A 20,608-nucleotide genomic window follows, 5' to 3' on the forward strand; every position below is an offset into this window, starting at 1 on the left:
AGTACCGTATTTCTGCTCGCTTAGGTGTCGATCCTGATGCGCATCGTGCGTTTCGGGAAGACGCCGTGGCCGTAGAGGATCGGCGTGCCGTCGCTGTCGGTATCGACATAGGTCATGATCATGACCGGTAGCGAGATCGAAACCGCAAGGGCGGCCGCCTCACGCGGGCGCGGCATGCGGCAGTCGATCCATGTCGAGGCACGGAAGAAGGCTTTGACACCGAAGGTGGCCAGCGCCCGGGTGAAGCTCGCGGTCTCCTGGAAGGCCGCGGCTATTCCGTCGAACCTATCCTTTTCAAACATGTGATATCCATATGTGGCGATGCCCGGACCCACCGTGCGCAGAGTCTCTGTCAAAATCAGCGGTGTGCCGACCTCGAGCTTCAGGGCGCGGGCAATCGCCTGGCTTGCCGGCTGCTCATAGCTGTCGAGCAAACGCCCGCCGGATCCGCCGTCGAAGCGCTTCTCCACCTCGCTCCACTTCGCGTTACGGTCCAGCCGGTATTCGAACGGTTCATCGGCAACGAAAACGCCCTTGCCCTGATGCGCCTTGACGATCCCCTTCTGGGCAAGGCTGGCGAGCGCCTGGCGCACCGTATGTCGATTGACGCCGTATTTTGCCGTCAGCTCATGCTCGCTCGGCAGTCTTTCTCCGGCGCCGAACACGCCCGTCTGGATGTCCACCTCCACGTCCGCCTCGATCTGTCGCCAGACCGGCAGGTCCCGATCCCGCCACATGGGGTTGTTCGAAATGTCCATTCACTGACCCTTGCCTGACCCAAATTCGGCGCCGTTGGTTGCCGTATTCCCTCATTGTCCGTTGCTTCCAACCGGCTCAAGCCGCGTCACAAAAAAATCATGCGCCGGCAACACGGCTGTAACAGAACATGTCCATACAATCCAGACAAGTTCACAGGACAAAGCGATGCTCGAATTCATCATCAGCAGATTGTTGCGCATGTGCCTGACCGTGGCGGTCATCCTCACGGCGGTCTTCTTCGCCACCCGGCTTTCCGGCAATGCGATCGACTTCCTGGCCGGCGAGGGTCTCAGCGCGAAGGATCGCCAGTTGCTCATCGAGTATTACGGGCTCGATGGCTCTTACGGCGAGCAGTTCGTGCGCTATCTCGCTTCGCTGATAGACGGCAATTTCGGCCTGTCGTTGATCGAGCGGCGTCCTGTGGCGCTGATCTTCGCCGAGCGGGTCTGGCCCTCGCTCCAGCTTCTGATCGGCGCCGTCGCGCTGACGCTCGCCGTCTCCGTGCCCGCGGGGATCGCCGCTGCGATCTATCGCAATTCATGGATCGGCAATGCCATCATGAGTGGCGCCTTCTTCGGCTATGCCATTCCCAATTTCGTTCTCGCCATCCTGCTACTGCTGATCTTTTCGTTCTGGCTCGGCTGGCTGCCATCGACGGGCAATTCCACCTGGCTGCACTTTGTCATGCCGGTCACAGCGCTTTCGACCTTCTATATCGCCGGGATGACGCGCTTCACGCGCAACGCCATGCTCGACGTGCTCAGCCAGGAATACCTGCGCACGGCGCGGGCGAAGGGGCTGCCGGAGCGGGTCGTCATCTTCAAGCATGCGTTGCGCAACGCCAATATCACCATCCTGTCCGTGCTCGGCCTGCAGATCGCCGGTCTAGCCGCCGCGGGTAGCGTGGTCATCGAAACGGTCTTCTCCTGGCGTGGCATCGGCGAGCTTCTGGTCACCTCGGCCATTCGCCGGGACTATCCGGTGCTGCAATTCGGTGTGCTGTCGGTCGCGCTTGCCGTCATCGTCATCAATCTGCTGGTCGATCTTGCCTACGGCCTTGCCGATCCGAGGGTCCGCCTCGGAAAGAACGCGTGAGAAAGGATGGCGCACATGTCCGACACTACGATTGATTCCCTGCCCGAAGCCGCCGGCAATCCGTTCCTCGCCCGCCTCCGCATGCCGGCAAAGATGCGCCGCCTCTGGACCGGACTTGACTGGTCGATGCGCCTGGTTCTGATACTTGCCGCCCTGCTGGTGTTTGCTGCGCTCGCCGCACCGCTGATTTCACCGTTCGAACCCAATGCGCAGAGTCTGCTTTCGCGGCTGAGGCCGCCGATCGGATTTGCCGACGCGAGAGTCGGCCATCTCTTCGGAACCGACGAACTCGGCCGTGATGTGCTGACGCGCTGCCTCTATGGACTACAGATGACGCTCTCGATCGCCCTTTCCGGCGCGGTCATCGGGATGATGATCGGCGGAACGCTCGGCCTTTTGGCCGGTACTGCGGGCGGACGGATCGACGCACTGGTGATGGCGCTTGTCGACATCCAGATTGCCGTCCCCTTCACGCTTGTGGCACTTCTGGCCGTCTCCGTCTTCGGCAGTGACCTCCAGGTGCTCATCATCGTGCTCGGGATCGCCTACTGGGAGCAGTATGCCCGCATCATCCGCGGCGAGGTGCTGAAGCTTCGTGAAATGCCCTTCATCGAGGCGTCACGGGCCGCCGGTGCCTCACCGCTCAGGATTGCATTGCGGCACATCGTACCCAACGTCATTTCGCCGCTTGTCGTGATGTTCACGCTCAACTTCTCGAACATTGTGCTGCTGGAATCGAGCCTCTCCTTCCTCGGCCTTGGCCTCAGACCGCCGACCGCGACACTCGGCTCCATGGTCGGCATCGGCCGCGACTACATGCACACGGCGCCCTGGATCGTCGCGGCCCCGGCACTGCTGATCCTGTCCATCACCTTCGTCGTGCAGATGCTGGGAGACCGGCTGCGCGATCGCATGGATGTGCGCCTGCGGGACCGCTGAGCGCCAAGACCCAAGCGGCGATCCCCGCCGCCGAACTGATTGCCGGCGGCATGACAAGCGGTCGGACCTTTCAAGCCCTGCAACGGAGACTACCATGAAGACCAGAATGATCATCGCTTCGACGCTGCTCGCGCTCATGAGCGGCAGTGCCCTTTCCGCCGAACTGAAGGTCGGCTCGGCCAATATGCCGTCCTATCTCGATCCGGGCCGCGACCACTCCAATGTCGGTTCGCAGTTCTACTACAACAGCTTCGACGTCCTTATCGACAAGGATGCCGAAACCGCAGAAACGACGTTCCGTCCGGGCCTCGCGACCGAATGGAAGCTCGTCGAGCCGACCGTAATGGAGCTGAAGCTGCGTCAGGGCGTGGTCTTCCAGAACGGCGACCCGATGACAGCCGACGACGTCATCTTCTCGCTGAACCGCATGCTGCAGCCGACCTTCAAGCCCTATATCGTCCGCGCCAAGGATCGCCTGGGCAATTTCGACCGCGCCGAGAAGGTCGACGAACACACGATCCGCATCGTCGCCAAGCGCCCCGAGCCGCTGTGGGAAACGCTGATCAACATGCAGCAGCTGATGATCATGCCGGAGAAATACACCAAGGCGCTCACCGGTGATCCGAACGTCGCCGAGGACGCCGACTTCGAAGCCTTCTCGCTCGCCCCCGTCGGCACCGGCCCCTACAAGATCTCGCAGTTCGTGCCCGGCGAAAAGCTCGTCTGGGAGCGCCATGACGCGTTCTGGGGCGACAAGGCACCCTTCGAGAAGGTGACGGTCTCCTACGTTCCGGAAATGGCGAGCCGCATCACGGCGCTGAAGAACAAGGAAGTCGACATCATCACCAACGTGCCGCCGGACCAGCTGTCGACCATCGAGGCCGACAGCAATCTGAAGATCGCCAGCGACGTCACGCCGCTGTTCCACATCCTGATCTTCAACACCCAGAACGACGTGATGAAGGATCCGAAGTTCCGCCAGGCGATCAGCTATGCGGTCGACCGCGAAACGCTGAACCAGGCGCTGTGGCTCGGCAAGGCCGTGGTCCCCTCGACCCACACCTACAAGCAGTTCGGCGAACTCTACATGCCGGACGTCAAGACCTTCGAATACGACCTCGAAAAGGCCAAGAAGCTGCTGGCCGAATCCTCCTACAAGGGCGAGGAGATCCGCATGGATACCGCGGCCGGCTACTACACCAATGGCCTGCTCGCCATGCAGGCGATCGCCGAAATGTGGAATGCGATCGGCATCAAGACCCGCATCAATGTCGACGACAAGTGGACGGGCGGCGATCCGACCATGATGGTGCGCAACTGGTCGAACCCGATGTACTTCGCCGACCCCTTCGGCTCGTTCGGCGTGATGTGGGCACCGGAGGGCCCGTCGGAAGGCGAGGGCCGCTTCAAGACCGACGAAGCCTATGCCAAGACCTGGGAGAAGTTCCGCTTCTCCGAGAAGGTCGAGGACCGCAAGGCCGCCTATGCCGAGCTGATGGACCGCATCAAGCAGGACCCGCCGATGCTCGTTCTCTATCAGCCCTATGAATCCTGGGCGATGCAGAAGGGCATTCAGTGGGCTCCCAAGCCGGGCCACATTCCCTACGTGCTCGACTTCCGCGCCGGCTCGATCTCGGTCGCTTCCAACTAAGACCCGATACTGCCGGGCGGCGCCTTCGCCGCCCGGTTCCACTCCCATTCACAAGCGGAACTCCCATGGCCACGACACGCCTCTGCATCGTCACCGACATCCATCACGGCAAGGACAACTTCACCAAGAAGGGTTCCTCGGCGCTCACCCTGCTCGAGGAATTCTCGCGTTTCGTCGAGGCGACCAGGCCGGACGCCGTCATCGACATGGGCGACCGCATCTCGGATTGCGACAAGCAGACGGACAAGCAACTGGAGCAGGATGTCGCGGCGATCTTCGCCGGCATGAGCGTTCCGCGCTTCCATATCTGCGGCAATCACGACCGTGACTATCTGAGCGTCGACGAGAACGCCGCCATCCTCGGCCAGGATCTCTCCAGCACGACGGTCGACATGGGCGACTGGACGCTGGTGATCTGGCGGGCCGACGCGAAGATCCACCGGCCGGGTGGCTTCATCCTGCCGGAGGCCGACCTGCTCTGGCTTGCCGGCGTTGTCCGCAATGCGACGCGGCCGCTGGCGATCTTCAGCCACGTTCCGGTCTCTGGCCATTCCCAGGCCGGCAATTACTACTTCCAGCGCAATCCGGATGCCTCGACCTATCCCGGGGCTTCCGAGCGGGTGCGCGCCATTCTCGCCGGAGCCCGCGTGCCGGTTGCCTGCTTTGCCGGCCATGTGCACTGGAACACGCTCACCATGGTCAACGGCCAGCCGCACTTCACCCTGCAATCGCTGACCGAGACCTTCACCACCCATCCCGAGCCCGCCGGTTCCTATGCGCTGCTCGAGCTTTCCGAGCGGATCGACTGGACCGTGTTCGGCAAGGATTCGATGCGGGTCTCGCTCGATGCCGAAGAGACGGCGCGCCGCTGGATCGAGCCGCTGCCGCCCTTCCACGAGCATCCGGAAATCAGGCTTCGCCATCTCCAGCAAGCTGCCGAATAGGTATGACGATGACTGGCAATACCAGAACCCCGCTGCTTTCGATCCAGAACCTGTCGGTATCCTTCGGCCCGACAACGAGGCCGTCGGTTGCGGTTGAGGATCTTTCCTTCGACCTCTTCGCCGGCGAAACGCTGGCGATCGTCGGCGAATCCGGTTCCGGCAAGTCGGTCACCGCCCTTTCCATCTTGCGGCTCATCGAACGGGAGGGCGGGCGGCTCGACAAGGGTCGCATCGCGTTCCGGCTTGATGACGCGAGCGTCGTCGACCTTGCCGCGAGCAGCGAAGCGCAGCTGCAGCGCATTCGCGGCAATTCCATATCGATGATCTTCCAGGAACCTATGACCTCGCTCAATCCGGTGCTGACGATCGCCGACCAGATCTGTGAGACGCTGATCCATCACAAGCGCCTGTCCCCGAGCCAGGCGCTGCGTGAGGCGCGCGATCTTCTCGACCGCGTCCGCCTCTCCGACCCCGACCGGCGGCTGCAACAATATCCGCACGAGCTTTCGGGCGGAATGCGCCAGCGGGTGATGATTGCCATGGCGCTTGCCTGTTCGCCTCGGTTGCTGATCGCCGACGAACCGACCACGGCGCTCGACGTCACCATCCAAGCCGGCATTCTCGATCTCATCCGCGAGCTGCAGCAGACCAGCGGCACCGCGGTCGTCTTCATTACGCACGACATGGGGGTCGTCGCCGAAATCGCCGACCGGGTGGTCGTGATGCGTCAGGGCAAGATGATTGAGACGGCCGACACAAATGCACTGTTTAGCCAGCCGCGCGCCGACTATACGCGCGAGCTTCTGAATGCCGTGCCAAAGCTCGGTTCGGGAGCGCCAGTATACGCCAAACCGAAATCCGCAGCAGGCGCCGAGGACCGTGGGCATGGCGCAGTCCCGGACGATGGAATTGTTCTCGAGGTCAAGAACCTCGTCACACGCTTTCCGATTCACAAGGGGATGCTGAAACGGATGGTGGCACAGGTCCATGCCGTCGAGGATGTCAGCTTCACACTGCGCGCGGGCGAAACGCTTGGACTGGTCGGCGAGTCCGGTTCCGGCAAGTCGACCATCGGTCGTTCGGTTCTCAAGCTCATAGAGCCGGAAAGCGGGCGAATTCTCCTCGGCGGCAAGGACCTCGTGCCGCTGACCCGTCGCCATATGCGGCCAATGCGGCGTGACTTGCAGATGATCTTCCAGGATCCCTATGCGAGCCTCAATCCGCGCATGACGGTCGCCGACCTTGTCACCGAACCGCTGTGCATTCACACGCAACTCAATCTGCGCGAGAGGCGGGAGATCGCAGCGGAACTTCTTGCCAGGGTGCGCCTGCCCCTCGACAGCATCGACCGCTATCCGCACCAGTTCTCCGGCGGCCAGCGCCAGCGGATCTGCATAGCCCGCGCGCTTTCATCGAAACCGAAGATCATCGTCGCGGACGAGGCCGTTTCGGCGCTCGATGTCTCGGTGCAGGCGGAAGTAATCGACCTGCTGCAGGAACTGCAGCGCGAAGATGGCATCGCCTACCTTTTCATCTCGCACGACATTGCAGTCATCGAGAAAATGAGCCACCGCGTGGCGGTCCTGGACCAGGGCCGGATTGTCGAGATCGGTGCCACGGACGCGGTTCTGCAGCGGCCGCGGCACGATTATACGCGACAGTTGCTCAACGCTGTTCCGGTCGCCGATCCGAACCACCGCCGCGCGAGCGGGCTGGTTTTGCAGGTCGAACGTAAAATCCCGATCCGCCCCATGGGCTACCTGCCACTGGCGAATGAGTATCTGAGTGCGGGTACTGATCACCTGTTTCTCGCAGGCTAGGCAAGCCCACCGCTTTCATGGTCCCCGAGGTGTCAGGCCCACCCGCATTTCGTCACGTTACAACGGACGAGATTGAAACAAGCCATCAAGTCCTGAACAGGTCTCTCTCGACGCCGGCCTTTTCGAAGAGATAGTCGCGGCTTGCCTCCAGCTCGTGCCGCAGCTTTTCAATGTCATGCCCGATCAGGTGACCCTGCCATTTGCGGACTTGGCCTGCACAGATGACAGTGGATACATTGCTGCGCTCCATCAGCGTCACCACGGCCCCCGGCACGTGATTGAGCGGAGCGACGTTGAGCGCCGTGGCGTCGAGCAGAATGATGTCGGCCTCCTTGCCCGGCGTCAACGTACCGGTCTTATGGTCGAGCTTCAGCCCGCGCGCGCCCTCGATCGTGGCGAAGCGGATAGCATCGATTGCAGAGAGAAGCTTAGGATAATCCTCGCCACGCAAGGCCTTCTCGTTGGCAACCATGCGCTGAAAGGTTATCGCCGAGCGCATCTGCGTGAACATGTCAGCCGTCATCGTGCATTCGACATCCGTCGACAACGACGGCTGGATGCCGAGATCAAGGGCCTTCTGTAGCGGCGGCTCGCCATGGCGCATCTGCATCTCGATGGGCACGGAGAGTGAAACATGGGCACCGGCATCGGCCGCTGTCTTCCAGGCCATCTCGCTCATGCCGGTCATGTGGATGAAGATGTTGTCGGGACCAAACTTGCCGGCCATCGCCAGGCCATCAAAGGTCGGCTGCATGCCGAAGGTGCCGACGACATGCAGCGCGATCGGAATGTTCAACTCGCGACCGATCGCCCAGGCCTCCTCGTGGAACGGCAGGTAGATCTCGCCGCCCATCACCATGGTCAGCAACTGGTCGTCGCTGGCGAAGTGTTCGGCCTTGATCCGGCGCGCGTCGCCCGGATATTTCGCCCCGTCGCCCCAGCCCTCGAAATAGCCGAAGACAGCGCGCCGGCCGGTGTCGCGCAGCGCCTCGATCGCTGCATCGGAATGCTCCGGCGAGTGGTGAATCTGACTGACATCCATCACGGTGGTCACGCCTGCATCGATCTGGGCGATGCCGCCGAACAGTTCGGAGATATAGACATCCCGTGGACGATAAAGCACCGAGAATTTCTGCAGCATCCATTCATAATAATTAGCCGTGCTTTCCGGCCGCCCGTCATTGACCAGGATCGCATCGGACAGGAGGCTGCGCAGCGCCGTTTCGAACTGATGATGATGGGTGTCGATGAAACCCGGCATCACGATCATGCCCGCCGCGTCGATAACCGTGACATCGCCGCCGTCGATCAACGGGCCGACCTCGAGGATTTTCGATCCTTCGATTAGCACGTCGCCCACCGTGAAATTGCCAACTGCGGCGTCCATGGACAGCACCGCACCGCCCCTGATCAGCGCGCGGCGACCAGCCTGGCCAATACCTTTCGGCATGGCGGCTGGCGCCGCGCGCGCCGTCATCGACGGCCCCCCGCCGACCTCGGCCGGAGCCCGCAGGCGGGTATCACAGAACTTGCACATGGCTTCCTCCCATTTCGGAATGCGAAAATTTATTCGGCTAATTTCGGGACCAGCTCTACCGCGAGTCCGCATCATGCTTAGTCAGTTTCCGTTGAGAACGGCAGACAGCGCAGGCGCGCGGGCCGAGGCAGCGCTGATGCGGCTTGCGGCGGCGCGAAGATCCTGGAGGCGTTCGGCGACCATCTGGTCTACACTGACCAGACCGGAATAGCCGGAAGAATTGACGGCGGCAGTCGTTCGGCCATCGGCATTGCGGATCGGCACCGCAAGCGCGGTGATGCCATAATCGAGCTGATCGACCGTGGTGGCATAGCCGAGTTCGCGCGCCTTCCACACCAGGCGGCGCAACTCCTCCTTTGAGACTACCGTGCGCGAGGTCAGCGCCTTTGGCTCGACGGTTTCGAAATAGCGGTTGAGTTCCTTGTCTGGCAGGCCTGCTAGCAATACCCGGCCGAGCGAGGTGGCGTGGGCCGGATAGCGCGCACCAACCACAGCTGTGGCCCGGCGTGCGCGCTGGGTCGAATGGTGGGCAATATAGATGACATCATGGCCGTCGAGCATGGCAACGGAGGCCGCGTCCCCATGCGCGTCCACGATCTGGCGCAGTTCCGGGAGCAGCAGTTCGTCGATCCGGGCGGCGAAATAGAAGCCGGAGCCGAGCGTCATCACCTTGGGCCGCAGGTGGTAGCGCTTGCCGGTCAGCCCGACGTAGCCGAGCGCCGACAATGTGATCAGGGAGCGACGCGCGGCGGCGGGTGATAGGCCCACGCGCCTTGCGATCTCGCTGAGCGTCATATCGGGATGGGCGGCGTCGAAGCATTCGATCACCGCGATACCCTTGGCAAGGGCCTCGACGAATTCCGACGGTCGCGCCTTTTGATCCACCGTGTCACCCCGATCCAGCAAAGGTTCAGCCCTCTGGCGCGAGGACAAAGTCGAACCGGCACTTCGCATCCGGGCGATTTTCCAGAGCGAAGCCGAGTTCCTCGGTTTTTTTGACAGGTTCGAGCTTGCCAATCAACGATTTTCGCACACCGAAAACTGCGTCATTGTCGATATATTCGGTGTTCTCGAAGAACAGTTCGGTGGTGATTGCGCGCATTCCCTCGGCGCGCACGATGTAGTGCAAATGCGCGGCGCGCCAGGCATGGCGGTTGCCGGCCCGCAGCAACTTGCCCACCGGGCCATCATAGGGAACCGTATAAGGCTTGGGCAGGACGGTCGTGTAATAGTACTCGCCCTTCTCGTTGGTCGTCATCTTGCCACGCAGGTCGTATTTGTCCTGGCCTGACGCCTGCTCCTGGATCGGATAGGTGCCCGTGCCATCGGCCTGCCAGGTATCGACGATTGCCCCCGGCAGCGGATTCCCCAACGTGTCGCGAACCATGCCGTAGACGAGCAGCGAGGTGCCGTCGCGTCCCCGGGCAAGATCAGCGCCCAGTTCAAGCACCGGCGCGTTGTCGAGATAGAATGGACCGAGATTGGAGCCTTCGGTCGCGCCACCCTTGGTGTTGAGCATGTCGACCAGCGCCGACAGGCCGATCACGTCGGACAGCAGGATGAATTCATGGCGCTCCGGTGTGGAGATCTGACCGCAATCATAGAGGAAGTTGAGCATGCCCATCCATTCCTCGTGGGTCATGTTCACCTCGCGGGTAAAGTCGTGCAGGTGATCGATAAAGGCCTCGAGGAGGAACTTGAAGCGACTGCCCTCCTCCGCCTTGAAGCTGTCCTTCACGGACTCCGTAATGGTGAACTGATTTATCTGGCGCATTCTTTCCTCCACATCCCCCCGAAACTCTGTCCCGAAACCCGGGTTGACGCAAAGCTAAAACAGGTCATATTATTCGGCAAGTGAATTTTTATTCGCTAGGCGAAAAAGGATAGGCGATGCGGATTGGAAAACAGGACAATGCCTTCACGGCCATTGCAACCTCGGACGAGCATTCGATTACCGTGCGTGGCCATGACCTGTGCCGTGACCTGATCGGCAAGATCGACTTCACCGACTATTTCTGGCTGTTGGTCTGCGGTGTCAGGCCGACGGAAAAGCAGACGGCCGCGATGAATGCCTGTCTTGTGGCAATCGCCGAGCACGGGCTGGTCCCCTCGGTTCAGGCCGCACGGATGACTCTGGTTGCAGCGCCGGAGGCCTGGCAGGGCGCCATGGCCGCCGGTCTTCTCGGCATGGGCACCGTGGTCGCAGGGTCGTCGGAAGTTGCTGGCCGCTATCTTGCCGAGGTCGTGGCAGCTGGCGGCGACGATGCGGCGGCGATCGCCTCGCTCAAGGATCTGAAGGCCGCGAGGAAAAAGGTGCCGGGTCTCGGGCACCCGCAGCATTCGGGCGGCGATCCACGCGCCGACCGGTTGCTGGAGATCGCCGACGAACTCGGCGTCTCCGGGGCGCATGTTGCGGCGCTGCGCCATCTTGGCCGCCACGCGCCCGATATCATGAACCGGCCACTGCCGATCAACGTGTCGGGGGCGATCCCGGCCCTGATCCTTGATGCGGGATGGCCACTGGAGGCGCTGAAGGCGGTGCCGTTGCTGGCCCGCGCTGCCGGCCTTGCCGCCCACCTCTACGAGGAGAGCCAACGGCCGATCGGCTTCATCATGTCGCATCAGGCGGACCAGGCGATCGCCTATGACGGAAAGGCCGCAGAATGAAACCGCTGAAATCCATCCGCGTCATCGAAATGGGCACCTATATCACCGGCCCGGCGGCGGCCATGCAGCTCGCCGATCTCGGCGCCGACGTGATCAAGGTGGAGCGTCCCGGCGAAGGAGACCCCTTCCGCGCGTTCAAGGGCGGCCTCTATTCGCCGCATTTCCAGACCTACAACCGCAACAAGCGGTCGATCGCGCTCGACACGCGCAAGCCCGAAGATCTCGGCGTGTTCCACGAACTGATCACCTCGGCCGATGTCTTCATCCAGAACTTCCGCCCCGGCGTCGCCGAAAAAGTTGGGGCCGGTGCGGCGGATCTGCACAAGCTCAACCCGGCGCTGGTCTATTGCGCCATCTCGGGCTTCGGCACGTCGGGTCCCGCCCGCGACCGGCCGACCTATGACACGGTGGCCCAAGCCGCGAGTGGTTTCCTGCGGCTGCTGACGCCGCCTGAAAGGCCAAGGGTGATTGGTCCGGCGCTCGCGGATGCGGTAACGGGCCACTATGCCGCGACCGGAATTCTCGCCGCACTGATTGAGCGGGGCCAGACCGGCAAGGGGCGGCGGCTCGATATTTCCATGCTGGAGGCGATGAGCCATTTCAACCTCGACAGCTTCACCCATTACTACAGCGTAGGCGAGATTATGGGCCCCCTGTCGCGCCCGGTCGTGAGCCAGTCCTACACCTTCGAATGCGCCGACGGGAAGTGGATCGCCTTCCACCTGTCGTCGCCGCCGAAGTTCTGGGAAGGCCTGCTGGAGGCGACCGGTCAGCAGGCACTGGCCAGCGATCCGCGCTTTGCCGAACGGCTTGAACGGATCGATCATCAGGACGAACTGATCGATATCCTGACGCCAGTGTTCAAGACCGCCACGCGGGACGAATGGTGCGCCCGGCTCGAGGCCGGCGAAGTGCCCTATTCCCCCGCCTATGACAGCAACGAGGCGCTGGAAGACCCGCAGGCCAAACACCTGCACATCGCCGTCACCGTGCCGCATCTGACGATGGGCGAGTTCACCACCGTGCGTGCGCCCTACAGTTTCGACGGCGAGACGGAATTGGGCCTGACGCCGCCGCCGCTGCTCGACCAGCATGGCGCAGAAATCCGCGCCGAACTCGCCCGCCGCAAGGCCGGATGATCGACCACGCGGACGCGCGGGAGGCGCGACCGCTCCACATCAACAACCAAATCGCATGTGAGGGAGAGAGACATGAGATTGATCGCAACACTTCTGACAACCGGCGCGCTCGCGCTGCCCATCGGCGCCTACGCACAGGAAACGGTGAAGCTGACCGTCGCTTCGTCGCATCCGACAGCCATTCCATGGATCGGTATGATCCAGACCCATTTCATGAAGGAAACCGACCGCCTGCTGGCCGAAAAGGGCGCCTACAAGGTCGAATGGCAGGAGGCCTTCGGCGGCACGCTGTACAAAGCCAATGCCACGCTCACTTCAGTCGAGGAAGGTATCACCGACATCGGCTGGGTCTTCTCCTATCTGGAGGCCGCCAAGATGCCGCTGAGCCAGATCACCGCCTATACGCCATTTTCCACCAACAACGTGCCGGCCCAACTCGACACGATACGCGACCTGTTCAAATCGGTGCCTGAATTCAGGACGGAATGGGAGCAATATAATCTTGTCTTCCTCGGCGCCACCGGCTCCGACAGCTACGATCTTTTCACCAAAAAGCCGGTCGCCAAGCTGGAGGATCTTGCCGGCATGAAGCTGTCGGCTCCCGGAGCACTCGGCACATGGCTGCGCGGCACGAATGCCAATGCCGTGGATGGTGCCCTCACCACCTTCTACACCGACATCCAGACCGGTGTATCGGATGGTGTCGTCTCACTTGCGCTCGGCGCCCTTCCCGCCAAGCTTTACGAAGTCGCGCCCTATGTCACCCGCGTCGACCTCGGCGTTGTGTTCTCCGGCGGCCTTGCCATCAACAAGGACACCTGGGACGGATTGCCGGAGGAAGTGCAGACGGCGCTTCTAGCCGCTGGCGACTTTTACTCCAAGGCCCATGCCGAGGACCTGATGCAGCGCCATGAGGTAGCGCTGAAGAAGATCGTCGAACTCGGAGCCACGCAGTCGCCGCCGGTTACTCTCACGCCGCTTGCCGCCGAAGAGCGCCAGCGCTGGGTCGACCAGATGCCAGATCTCGCAGGCGAATGGGCCTCGGCTGCCGAGGCGAAAGGCCTGCCGGCCAAGGCTTTCCTCAAGTCCTATATGGACGGTCTGCGCTCGCGCGGCGAAAGGCCGGCCCGTGCCTGGGATGAAACCAAGTGAGCGCGACGAAAATGGGTGCTCCCTCCGCCGCAAGGCGGGGGGTTCTCCACGGCTGGAGCTTTCTCGTGGATGGGATGGCGGCACTTGGCACCGTGCTGATCGGCGTGCTGATGGCAGTGATCTGCGCCGACGTGGTGGCGCGCAATCTGATGGGAGCCTCGCTGCCGCTGGTCTCGGAATTCGGTGCTTTGCTGCTGGTGATGATCGTCTATCTCCAGCTCGCCACCACCCTGCGGCATGATCGCATGCCTCGCTCGGATTTCCTGCTGATCGCGCTCGACAAGGCGCTGCCCTTGCCGGGTCGCATCATCCGAGGCGTGTTCGATCTCGTCACCGCGCTGTCGCTCGGCGTCATTGCCTGGTCGACCCTCGGCATTCTCAGCAAGGATCTGTCGGCCGGTGCCTTCATTGGCGTGACCGGCGTAGCGACAGTGCCGGTCTGGCCCTTCCGGGCCATCATACTCGCCGCCATGACGGTCGCCTGCATCCAGGCCTTGTTGCAGGCTGCAACAGGAACGGAAAAAAACGAGGGGGAGCCCGTAGAATGACCGGCGTCGAAATCGGAGTTTTGGCGGTCGCGGGTCTGGTCCTCCTGATCGTCATGGGCATGCCCATCGCTGTCGGCATGCTCGTCGTGTCATTCTTTGGCGTGGTAAGCATCCGGGGCAGCGGGGTGGCCTTACGCATGGCCGGTTCTGTGGGCAATGATGCTTTGCGCGAATATCTCTATGCGGTTGTCCCGCTGTTCATCCTGATGGGTCTTCTGGTGACCGTCTCTGGAGTAGGCAAGGATACGTTTGATGTTTTCCAGCAGTTGCTGCGGCGGGTGAAGGCCGGTCTTGGGGTCGCTACCGTCTTCGCCAACGCTGTGTTCGCAGCCATCACAGGTATCTCCGTCGCCTCAGCCTCGGTATTTGCCCGTATCGCAGTGCCGGAAATGCGCCGTCATGGTTACAGCAAGTCGTTTTCGACCGGCGTTGTTGCCGGCAGCTCAGTGCTCGGCATGCTGATCCCACCCTCGCTACTGATGATTGTCTACGCCGTGCAGGCTGAGGAATCCGTCGGACGGATGTTTCTGGCCGGAATTGGTCCTGGCATCGTGCTGGCGCTGGTCTTCACGCTGACGATCGCCCTTCTTGCGCGCTTTAGGCCGGGCTTCATATTCGACATGCCTGATATGACGAAATCGGACGCGACACTCTATACGGTTCCGCAGATGGCCGGCAAAGCGGTACCGATCCTGATCCTGGTCTCACTCGTACTCGGCGGTCTTTATGGGGGGTTCCTCAATCCCACCGAGGCCGGTGCTGTCGGAGCGCTCGGCGCTCTGGCAATCGCACTGTCGCGCCGCACGCTATCCGCCCGCTCGTTCTGGCGACTCCTGGTCGAAACCGGGCAAATCACCGTCTCTGTGTTATTCCTGATCCTGGCGGCCACATTCTTCTCGCGCATGCTGGCCATGTCCGGCCTTCCGGCTGCAGTCGCTGACGCGCTGTTGTCGGGGCCCATCGGCCCGCTCGGCTTCCTCGTCCTTTATCTCTTGCTGGTCATCGCGCTCGGCTGCCTGATCAATTCCATCTCGATCATGCTGATCGTGCTGCCGATCGCCCTGCCCGTAGCCGAAGCCGCCGGTTTCGACCTGATCTGGTTCGGGGTTCTGACTGTGGTCGCGGTGGAAATCGGGCTGTTGACGCCGCCCTTCGGCCTGTCGGTTTTCACCATCAAGGCAGCTCTGAACGATCCGTCGGTAGGGCTCGCCGACATCTTCCGGGGTGCATTGCCTTTCATCGCCGCCATGATCGCCTGCCTGGCACTGATCATCGCATTCCCCGGCATCGCAACCTTCCTTGCACGCCTCTGAGGTCCATCCATGCAACTTCTCGGCATTTCCGGCAGCCTGCGCGCCGCCTCCTCGTCCACAGCTCTGCTGCTTACCCTGAAAGAGCGGCTTGGGCCTGACATTACCCTGACACAGGCGGTGATTGGCGACATTCCCCTCTACAATGCCGATCACGACGGCGGCGCTGCTGTGGCGCGTCTGCGCGCCGAGATCGAGATGGCATCAGGCCTCATCTTCGTGACCCCGGAATACAACTATTCCATTCCCGGCGTGCTGAAGAATGCCATCGATTGGGTTTCTCGTCCTGCCTATGCTTCTCCATTCAAGGGCAAGCGTTGCATGGTAATCTCGGTCTCCAATGGAGCGTTGGGTGGGGTGCGGGCCCAGGCTCACCTCAAATACATACTCAACGGAATGTTAGCCGAGGTTCCCCCCACCATGGAGGTAGTCGTACCGAGATCACAAGGCTATGTCAGGGAACAACACTTTGATGATGAGAGCATCCTGAAGTTCGCAACGCAGGCAATCCAAGACAGCTTCAAGGTCCCTGGCAGATAGTTCTTGTATCAACGTGAGCCGAGGGTGTCCACGAAACTCAAAGCAATTCAACCCTCATGCATCCTCGGCGCCTCCCAGCCCCTCGGGCAATCGCAATTGCAGCATCGAGCTGCGGGTGTCGGCAAACTCCAGAAGCCTCACCTCGATATTGGCGTTGACCGAGCCTTCCTGAAACTCGCCATTCAGCATTCGTTTGCCGGCTGGCAGGCCAGTCAACTGTTCGATCGCATCGTCGATATTTGTGACTGTATGGATCTGAAAACGCCCCGCCGCGACCGCTTCAACGACATCTGGCCGCAGCATCAGGCTGGACTGGTTCGAATGTGGGATGATCACGCCCTGCCGCCCGGTCAGTCCTACGGCCTGGCAGACGTCGAAGAACCCCTCGATCTTTTCATTGATGCCGCCAACTGCCTGTACCTCACCCATCTGATTCACCGATCCGGTGACTGCAAAGGATTGCGAGAGCGGCACTTCTGCCAGCGCCGACAAAAGCGCGCAGAGTTCGGCGAGCGAGGCGCTATCACCCTCGACGCCACTGTAACTTTGCTCGAATACGAGGCTCGCCCAAAGTGAAAGCGGGGTATCCGGAACATAGCGCGTTGCCAGGAAGCTCGACAGGATCAGCACAGCCTTGGAGTGGATCGGTCCACCCAGCCGCACCTCGCGTTCGATATCGACGACACGTCCAGTGCCCATGCGCACACGGGCGGTGATGCGGACCGGTGCGCCAAAGCACTCCTCGCCGAGAGCGCTGATGGTCAGGCCGTTCACCTGGCCGATCACGCTGCCCTGCGTGGATATCTGGATTATGCCCCGGACAATCGCCTCTTGCAGCCGGTCACGGGTCAGCCCACGGCGGCGATCAGCGGCAGCAATGGCCCGCGCGACATGGTCCGCGGTCACCGAGGCTGCATGATCCTTTCCGGCCAAATGATCGGCTTCGAACAAGATGTCCCAGATCTCGCCCATCCGCAGCGACAGCTTTTCCTGGTCTTCGGCGGCGCGGGTCGCGGCATCGACAAGAGCGGCCACCCCGTCTCGCGCCACGGGTCGCAGGCCCTCGCGCGCCACCACGGTTGCCGCGAGCCGTGCAAACAGGGCTACTGATTCCGGGCCGCGAGCCATATCCTCGCCAAATTCGGCGGCGACGCGAAAGTACTGCGCAAAATCCGGATCGAGTTCAGAGAGCAGCAGATGGAGCAGCCGATCGCCCACCAGCACGACGCGCACCCTAAGCGGGATAGGTTGGGGTTCGAGCTTGGTCGTGGCAATCAGGCCCGATCGTTCGGCGGCGGTGATGAGATGCACCGCCCTGGTCTCGAGGCAGCGTTTCAGCGCATCCCAGGCATAGGGTTCGCTCAGCACGCGTCGCGCGTCGAGGACCAGAAAACCGCCATTCGCGCGATGCAAAGCCCCCGGTTTGATCTGCGTGAAATCGGTAACCAAGGCACCCTGCAACGGAATGTAATCGATCTCTCCGGTCAGATTGGCCAAAGTGGGCAAGGTCTCAACGACCACCGGCGCGCCAGCGATGTCCTCGCCATGGGTAATCATCACATTGACAGAATAGCGGTGAAAGCGCGGATCGTCGCGCAAGGCCACAAGTTGGGCGGGAAATGGGTCATCGGCCTTGCCGTGTTCCAGCGACAAGAACAGATCCGCGTGGGCGATTAGGTCAGCCCGTAGCGCCTCGAAATAGGCAGCCAATGCCGGTATGCCAACAAAATCGTGAATAGCCCGCGAGAGCGCGGCGTCCACCGCGAGCTTTGCCATTTCCTCGTTCAGCTGGCCGATAGCACTGCGTTGTTCGCGTTCGAGTTCTGGCAGGGCCAGCAGAAAATCCTCCAGCTCCTGCTCTGTCGCCGCGACATCTTCATCGACCTTCTGGCGTTCGCCTTGGGATAAGCGTTCCATCGCGTCGGCTTTGAGGATCTCGTCCCCGTGCATGGCCGCGAGTGAAAACCCCATCGGAGTGCGCAGGATCGCCACATTGCGCGTTTCGGCTGCTTTGCGCAGGATTTCGAAGGCGGATTCGTGGCGAGCGCCGTATTCCTGCTCCAGCGCCCTGCGGCGATTCTGGTAGTCTTCTGACACCAAAAGGGACGGAATGTGGATCGCCAGATCTTCAACCAGCGAGATCATGGCTGCACGCATCTTGGGCGCCATGCCGCGCGGCACTTCGATGGCAAGCGGGCGGTCAGGATCGCCGAAATTCTGGACGTAAACCCAGTCCGAGGGCACCGGCCGCCCCGCTGCTTCCTCGTTGAGGATTTTCAGCACCGCGGAGTGGCGACCGCTGCCTTCCGGCCCGTGGACATAGAGATTGAAGCGGTGGTGCTCCATCTGGGCGGCCAGACGGATCGCCTCGACTGCACGGTCTTGCCCGATCAATACCTCCAATGGCTCGAGCGTGGCGGTGGTGTCAAACGACAGGGAAGCCGGATCGCAAACGGCGCGCAGCTGGTCCGCCGACAGAGATGTGGCGCTCATGGCTGCACCGCGCCAGCAAGGGCTATTGTGCCGTGCAAACGTCTTGTCATCACCGCGCCGCCAAGAAAATGAAATCCCAAGCTCCGCTGGATGCGCCCGGTCCGATGAAATAGCGCCGAGAAAGCAAGCCTGAGCCGGATTGCCAGTACGGATGCGCGAAGACGAACTCCAATGAGATTGCAGGCATGCTCTTCCAATTTTCTGTTGATCAATTTTTTGTCCACACCATTCAAATCACAATGCCGCGCAGTTTCAACCTTAGCTGAGATATCGCCGTTTCGGCGCGAAAGAAAGAAACGCTGTTTTAGACTTGTGCAGAAAGGCCGAGCAGCTTGCCAGCCGACAATCTTTTCAATTGCCGGCGGTCGCCAGCGACACCGGGTTGCCGTACGAAAAGAATGGCAGCTGGACCGAAACGATCTGCTGGGGGTAAAAATGGTGATGCGGCCAACGCCTCGCTCGCAGCCGTCCGGGTCCATCAGCACGCCGCCCTCAGGGCTGACGACTAGGCCGAAGGACGCGCTGTTGGCCAGGTGTTCGGCGCTGTACTGCTCGCCGGGGTCACAACGGGCGACGTATGAGCAACTCAACGTTGGCGTCTTCCGGGCGACCCAATCGGAAGGCGGCATCCAGTGCCGGCTTCCGGCGCGACCCGCGAGCCAGAACTCTACAATCGCCACAAGCAGATGATCTCAGATGCCGTGATCGCCTACCTCCAGTCTGAATAGACAGGAGATCTGGGGAGGCCTATTCGCTAAGAAGTGAAGAAAGGTCACCATCATGGGAAAAACCAAGCGGGACGCAGTGCATCAGCTCGCCTGACCGCTATATCTTCCGAGTTCTCGCAGACCTCGCCGACGAGGCATTGGCCCGACCGGTGTCAGATCCCACGATCAGCTCGCTGTTCTCGCCTGCCCTGGCTGACGCGCTACGGTGGGCTCTCTGCCTCGTCAGCGAGGCGTCGCTCACGTCAGGCGCCTGGGCCCTTTAGGAGAAACCTTGCGCTTTCGGCATCGGTGACAATCGCAGTTGCAAGTGACGCCCGCAGCGCTGCAAGCAGGATTGCACGCTTGTGCGGCCCACCGGATGCAAGGATACGGGTCGGAATGCCGCGATAGGCGATAAGATCCGGCGAAATGACCTGACGGTTGAGGGGGTGATGGACCGGGCTTCCTTCAGCATCGAGATAGCGCCCGAGAAGGTCGCCGACAGCACCCATCGCAACGAGTTCGCTGATATCGGTCTGTTGCGGCAAACCATAGCGTACCTGTAGCGAGCGGCCAGTCACATCGCCGACGCTCAAGAAGGATAGGTCGACATTGGAACCTTCACGCAGGAATTCCTGAAAGACCGGCTGGGCCATGATCACTGCATGGGCCTCTTCGCTGCCGGCATAGATGGGTGCCGCGAAATAGTGGCACTTGGCGTTCAATACCTTGGCAAAGCTTCTGACGATTTCGAACGTATTGATCTCGGAACCGCGCGTCAGCCCGCCCATCAACGAACGCACGCGCATCTCGGGTTCGTTTGCACCCGTCATCTGCTTGACCGTTTCATGCAGCGTGGCGCCCCAGCCGACACCGATCGACCTCGGTTTGCGGACCTGGATGAGCCGGTCGAGAAATACAGCCGACGCCCGGCCTATCACCGCATGCATGCGTGACGGATCCGCAGGCGTCGGCGCCACCACGGCATCTTGAAGCCCGAAGTGTTCGCAAAGCCGCGCCTCCAGCTCGACATTCTCGGCAAGCGGTGAGCTGAAACTGATCCGGACGACGCCCTGCTCGAGGGCGGCGGCCAGCAACTCGTTGATTCGCCGGCGGGTGAGGTTCATCCGTTCGCCGATCTGCGCCTGGGTCAAGCCCTCGACATGATAGAGCCACGAAGCCCGCACCATCAATTGCTGGTTTTCCAAATTCCCTCTCCGATCAAATGTCACATGCGCGTAACATATGTAACGTAGACACACCGCATAGATGACCGCGGGCGTGAAGACAATTGTTTCCGAAAGCCG

The 20,608-nt window shown here is 61.6% G+C and carries 18 protein-coding genes; 11 read left to right on the forward strand and 7 right to left on the reverse strand.

Going from position 1 to position 20,608, the window contains the following annotated elements; all coding sequences use genetic code 11:
- Positions 1-20: 20 nt before the first annotated feature.
- The gene (phnF, locus tag ACWPVA_RS16650) at positions 21-758 is read right to left on the reverse strand and encodes a phosphonate metabolism transcriptional regulator PhnF (protein ID WP_454288737.1); all 738 of its coding nucleotides are present in this window, start codon (positions 756-758) and stop codon (positions 21-23) included.
- A 166-nt stretch (positions 759-924) separates the two neighbouring features.
- On the opposite strand from phnF, the gene ACWPVA_RS16655 reads away from it, so the two are divergent.
- The 5 genes from ACWPVA_RS16655 to ACWPVA_RS16675 all read left to right on the forward strand — a co-directional run bounded on the left by ACWPVA_RS16655 (position 925) and on the right by ACWPVA_RS16675 (position 7,208).
- Positions 925-1,854, forward strand: coding sequence for an ABC transporter permease (locus tag ACWPVA_RS16655; RefSeq protein ID WP_454288738.1), 930 nt, complete (start codon positions 925-927; stop codon positions 1,852-1,854).
- A gap of 15 nt (positions 1,855-1,869) precedes the next feature.
- Complete coding sequence (locus ACWPVA_RS16660; RefSeq protein ID WP_454288739.1) at positions 1,870-2,793, forward strand: ABC transporter permease; 924 nt, start codon at positions 1,870-1,872, stop codon at positions 2,791-2,793.
- 94 nt (positions 2,794-2,887) lie between these two features.
- Positions 2,888-4,444: an ABC transporter substrate-binding protein gene (locus tag ACWPVA_RS16665; protein ID WP_454288740.1), complete on the forward strand. Its 1,557-nt coding sequence runs from the start codon at positions 2,888-2,890 to the stop codon at positions 4,442-4,444.
- Positions 4,445-4,509: 65 nt separating this feature from the next.
- Positions 4,510-5,388, forward strand: coding sequence for a metallophosphoesterase family protein (locus ACWPVA_RS16670; protein WP_454288741.1), 879 nt, complete (start codon positions 4,510-4,512; stop codon positions 5,386-5,388).
- An 8-nt stretch (positions 5,389-5,396) separates the two neighbouring features.
- Positions 5,397-7,208, forward strand: coding sequence for an ABC transporter ATP-binding protein (locus tag ACWPVA_RS16675; RefSeq protein ID WP_454288742.1), 1,812 nt, complete (start codon positions 5,397-5,399; stop codon positions 7,206-7,208).
- Between the two features lie 85 nt (positions 7,209-7,293).
- Here ACWPVA_RS16675 and ACWPVA_RS16680 read toward each other — a convergent pair whose 3' ends face one another.
- From ACWPVA_RS16680 to ACWPVA_RS16690, 3 genes are all read right to left on the reverse strand, one after another.
- Positions 7,294-8,745: an amidohydrolase family protein gene (locus ACWPVA_RS16680; protein ID WP_454288743.1), complete on the reverse strand. Its 1,452-nt coding sequence runs from the start codon at positions 8,743-8,745 to the stop codon at positions 7,294-7,296.
- An 81-nt stretch (positions 8,746-8,826) separates the two neighbouring features.
- Positions 8,827-9,630 (reverse strand): IclR family transcriptional regulator domain-containing protein, encoded by an 804-nt coding sequence (locus ACWPVA_RS16685; protein ID WP_454288744.1) that lies wholly within the window; start codon positions 9,628-9,630, stop codon positions 8,827-8,829.
- 25 nt (positions 9,631-9,655) lie between these two features.
- On the reverse strand, positions 9,656-10,519 hold the full coding sequence (locus ACWPVA_RS16690; protein ID WP_454288745.1) for a dioxygenase family protein: 864 nt from the start codon (positions 10,517-10,519) through the stop codon (positions 9,656-9,658).
- Positions 10,520-10,635: 116 nt separating this feature from the next.
- On the opposite strand from ACWPVA_RS16690, the gene ACWPVA_RS16695 reads away from it, so the two are divergent.
- The 6 genes from ACWPVA_RS16695 (at position 10,636) to ACWPVA_RS16720 (ending at position 16,101) form a co-directional block, all read left to right on the forward strand.
- Positions 10,636-11,412 (forward strand): citryl-CoA lyase, encoded by a 777-nt coding sequence (locus ACWPVA_RS16695; RefSeq protein ID WP_454288746.1) that lies wholly within the window; start codon positions 10,636-10,638, stop codon positions 11,410-11,412.
- Positions 11,409-12,551, forward strand: a complete 1,143-nt coding sequence (locus tag ACWPVA_RS16700; protein ID WP_454288747.1) for a CaiB/BaiF CoA transferase family protein — start codon at positions 11,409-11,411, stop codon at positions 12,549-12,551. The genes ACWPVA_RS16695 and ACWPVA_RS16700 overlap by 4 nt, the downstream gene beginning before the upstream one ends.
- Before the next feature lie 72 nt (positions 12,552-12,623).
- Positions 12,624-13,703: a C4-dicarboxylate TRAP transporter substrate-binding protein gene (locus ACWPVA_RS16705; protein ID WP_454288748.1), complete on the forward strand. Its 1,080-nt coding sequence runs from the start codon at positions 12,624-12,626 to the stop codon at positions 13,701-13,703.
- Positions 13,700-14,251 (forward strand): TRAP transporter small permease subunit, encoded by a 552-nt coding sequence (locus ACWPVA_RS16710; protein ID WP_454288749.1) that lies wholly within the window; start codon positions 13,700-13,702, stop codon positions 14,249-14,251. Before ACWPVA_RS16705 ends, ACWPVA_RS16710 begins: the two co-directional genes overlap by 4 nt.
- The gene (locus ACWPVA_RS16715; protein ID WP_454288750.1) at positions 14,248-15,564 is read left to right on the forward strand and encodes a TRAP transporter large permease; all 1,317 of its coding nucleotides are present in this window, start codon (positions 14,248-14,250) and stop codon (positions 15,562-15,564) included. The genes ACWPVA_RS16710 and ACWPVA_RS16715 overlap by 4 nt, the downstream gene beginning before the upstream one ends.
- 9 nt (positions 15,565-15,573) lie before the next feature.
- On the forward strand, positions 15,574-16,101 hold the full coding sequence (locus tag ACWPVA_RS16720; protein ID WP_454288751.1) for an NADPH-dependent FMN reductase: 528 nt from the start codon (positions 15,574-15,576) through the stop codon (positions 16,099-16,101).
- A 54-nt stretch (positions 16,102-16,155) separates the two neighbouring features.
- On the opposite strand, the gene ACWPVA_RS16725 is transcribed toward ACWPVA_RS16720, so the two are convergent.
- The 3 genes from ACWPVA_RS16725 to ACWPVA_RS16735 all read right to left on the reverse strand — a co-directional run bounded on the left by ACWPVA_RS16725 (position 16,156) and on the right by ACWPVA_RS16735 (position 20,509).
- Entirely contained in the window at positions 16,156-18,447 is a 2,292-nt protein-coding gene (locus ACWPVA_RS16725) for a Lon protease family protein (RefSeq protein WP_454288752.1), read from the reverse strand.
- 143 nt (positions 18,448-18,590) lie between these two features.
- Positions 18,591-19,223 carry a hypothetical protein gene (locus ACWPVA_RS16730; protein WP_454288753.1) on the reverse strand — a complete coding sequence of 211 codons (633 nt, stop codon included), beginning with the start codon at positions 19,221-19,223 and terminating at the stop codon, positions 18,591-18,593.
- A gap of 341 nt (positions 19,224-19,564) precedes the next feature.
- Entirely contained in the window at positions 19,565-20,509 is a 945-nt protein-coding gene (locus ACWPVA_RS16735; protein ID WP_454288754.1) for a sugar-binding transcriptional regulator, read from the reverse strand.
- Positions 20,510-20,608 lie beyond the last annotated feature (99 nt).

Source organism: Rhizobium arsenicireducens (genome assembly GCF_964021225.1).